The sequence below is a fragment of the Dietzia sp. DQ11-71 genome (assembly GCF_014144995.1).
In the GTDB taxonomy this organism is placed as follows: domain Bacteria; phylum Actinomycetota; class Actinomycetes; order Mycobacteriales; family Mycobacteriaceae; genus Dietzia; species Dietzia kunjamensis.
In genome coordinates this window covers 1-3,046 of sequence record NZ_JAALDT010000402.1, presented here as the reverse complement: position 1 = coordinate 3,046, position 3,046 = coordinate 1, and the positions used below count along the sequence as shown (strand labels likewise).

The following is a 3,046-nucleotide window of genomic DNA, read 5'->3' as shown; positions in this document are numbered from 1 at the left end:
ACCCGGCGACTGAGCCGCCCGCGCACCCGGCGGCATCCGCGCGCGCCCCTGCCCGCAGCCGCACGAGCGCCTGTACGCCCACAACACAGCCGCCCCCGACGCTGAACGCCGGCCTGCGCATCTGCGCACGCCAGACGCCATCGTCGGGAGCGGCTGTGTCTCCAATGGCAGCCGCTCACGCGGCTGCCCGGCGGGGGCTCGGATCAGAGCAGTTCGATGATGGTGGCGTTGGCCTGGCCGCCGCCCTCACACATCGTCTGCAGGCCGTACTTGATGCCCTCGTTCTTCATGTGATGGACGAGGTCGGCGAAGATCCGGGCGCCGGAGCCACCGAGCGGGTGCCCGAGGGCGATGGCGCCGCCGTTCGGGTTGAGCTTCGCCGGGTCCGCCCCGGTCTCGGCCAGCCACGCCATCGGCACGGACGCGAACGCCTCGTTGACCTCGTACACGCCGATGTCGTCGATGGACAGTCCGGACTTGGCCAGCGCCTTGGCGGTAGCGGGGATCGGAGCGGTGAGCATGATGACCGGGTCGTCACCGGCGAGCGTGGCGGTGTGCACCCGCGCGATCGGGGTGCACCCGTACTTGGCGGCCGCCTCCTCGCTCATCACGAGGATCGCTGCGGCGCCGTCCGAGATCTGCGAGGCGTTGCCGGCGTGGATCACACCGTCTTCCTTGAACGGGGTCTTGAGCCCGGCCAGCCCCTCGACGGTGCTGCCGCGGCGGATGCCCTGGTCGGTGTCGAAGACGCCGTCCGGGGTGGTCACCGGCACGATGTGCCCGGCGAAGAACCCGGCGTCCTGCGCGGCGGCGGCCTTCTCGTGCGACGCCACGGCGAACTCGTCGAGCTGGGTGCGCGTGAAGCCCCACCGCTCGGCGATCATCTCGGCACCGACGCCCTGGTTGGGGGCCGTGCCGTCGTAGCGGTCGAGGAACGCCTGACCGTAGGGGAACGACTCGGAGGAGACGTGCGAGCCCATCGGCACCCGCGTCATCGACTCGACGCCGCCGGCCACCACCACGTCGTGGAAGCCTGCCTCCACCACGGCCACCGCGAAACTCAGCGCCTGCTGCGACGAGCCACACTGCCGGTCGATCGTCACGCCGTTGACCGTCTCCGGCCATCCAGCCGACAGGGCGGCGGTCCGGGCGATGTCCCCGGCCTGCTCCCCGGCCTGGGTGACACAACCCCAGATGACGTCCTCGACGATCGATCCGTCGATCCCGGCGCGCTCGGCCAGCGCCGTGAGAACGGTCCCTGACAGATCGGCGGGATGCACCCCGGCCAGTCCACCCTTGCGCTTGCCCACCGCGCTGCGCACGGCCTCCACGATTACTGCACCCATGTTCTGCACTTCCTTGTCTCTGCGGTTCCGGCGCCGGGCGGCACCGACCGTTACTGGGACATCCTAGTTTTATCCGACGTACGGCGGGGTCTTCTTCAGCTCTCCGCGCGCGATGGTGCGACGGTGGACGGCGTCCGGTCCGTCGACGATCCGCAGCGCGCGCGCCCAGGCGTAGAAGTACGCCAGCGGGGTGTCGCCGGAGACGCCGGCGCCGCCGAAGATCTCGATGGCCCGGTCGATCACGGCACAGGCGACCTGCGGGGCGATCACCTTGATGGCGGAGATCTCGAACCGCGCCTCCTTGGCGCCGACGGTGTCGATCATCCAGGCGCAGTGCTGCACCTGCAGCCGCGCCTGGTCGATCTCGATGCGCGAGTTGGCGATGTGCTCCTGCACCACGCCCTGGCTCGCCAGCGACCCACCGAACGCGTGCCGGGACTTGGCGCGGTCGACCATCAGGGCCAGCGCCCGCTCGGCCATGCCGATGGCGCGCATCGCGTGGTGGATGCGGCCCGGCCCGAGACGGGCCTGGGCGATCGCGAACCCGGCGCCCTCCTCGCCGAGGAGATTCGACACGGGCACCCGCACGTCGGAGAACACGATCTCACAGTGACCGTGCTGGTCCTGGTATCCGAACAGCGGCAGGTTGCGCTCGATGGTCAGGCCCGGGGTGTCGCGGGGCACGAGGACCATCGACTGCTGCCGGTGGGTCTCGGCGGACTCGTCGGTCTTGCCCATGACGATGAGGATCTCGCAGCGGGTGTCGGCGATCCCGGTGATCCACCACTTGCGGCCGTTAATCACGTACTCGTCGCCCTCGCGACGGATCACGGTCTGGATGTTCGTGGCATCCGAGGAGGCGACGTCGGGCTCGGTCATGGCGTACGCCGAGCGGATCCTGCCCTCCTTGAGCGGCTCGAGGTACTTCGCCTTCTGCTCGTCGGTGCCGAACAGGTGGAAGGTCTCCATGTTCCCGGTGTCCGGGGCCTGAGAGTTGATCGCCTCCGGGGCGATGACGGGCGACCACCCCGTGATCTCCGAGACGGCGGCGAACTCGAGGTTGGAGATCCCGGACCACTCGGGCAGGAAGAGGTTCCACAGCCCGCGGCGCCGGGCCTCGGCCTTGAGGTCCTCCATGACCGGCGGGTAGGCGTTGTCCCCGTGCTCACGCAGGTACTCGGCCCAGACGGGCTCGGCGGGGAAGACGTGCTCCCGCATGAACTCCCACATGTTCTCCTGCAGCTCGATGCTGCGCTGACTGTGAGCGAATTCCATGTCATTACTCCTGTAGAAGCGTGCCGCGGCGGCCCGCCGCGGGCGGGATGAGTGAAGTGGTGCCTGCGTCAGTGCTGAGTTGGTTCAGTGCTGAGTTGGTTCAGTGCTGAGTCGGTTCAATGCATAGTCATCCCACCGTCGACCACGAGCGTGGTCCCGGTGATGAACGACGATGCGTCGGAGGCGAGGAAAAGCAGCGCGGAGTCGAGCTCGGGCTGGAGCCCCAGTCGGCCGAAGATCGTGCTGCCGGTGATGTCCGCGAGCATCTTCTCCGGGATCTCGTCGGTCATCTCGGAGGCGAAGTACCCGGGGGCCAGCGCGTTGACGCGGATACCGCGGCGGCTGCCCCACTGCGCGGCGAGGTCGCGGGTCAGTCCGAGCACGGCCGCCTTGGTCGCCGAGTAGGCGGCCTGCGGTGCGAAGCC

General features: G+C 69.2%; 3 protein-coding genes. All 3 read right to left on the bottom strand.

What is annotated here, in order from left to right:
- Positions 1-203 precede the first annotated feature (203 nt).
- Positions 204-1,346 carry a thiolase family protein gene (locus tag G6023_RS13375; RefSeq protein WP_069388699.1) on the bottom strand — a complete coding sequence of 381 codons (1,143 nt, stop codon included), beginning with the start codon at positions 1,344-1,346 and terminating at the stop codon, positions 204-206.
- Between the two features lie 69 nt (positions 1,347-1,415).
- Entirely contained in the window at positions 1,416-2,621 is a 1,206-nt protein-coding gene (locus tag G6023_RS13370; protein ID WP_067715648.1) for an acyl-CoA dehydrogenase family protein, read from the bottom strand.
- A 116-nt stretch (positions 2,622-2,737) separates the two neighbouring features.
- Positions 2,738-3,046: SDR family oxidoreductase (locus G6023_RS13365; protein ID WP_182635968.1), on the bottom strand; the 309-nt coding region annotated here is incomplete at its 5' end.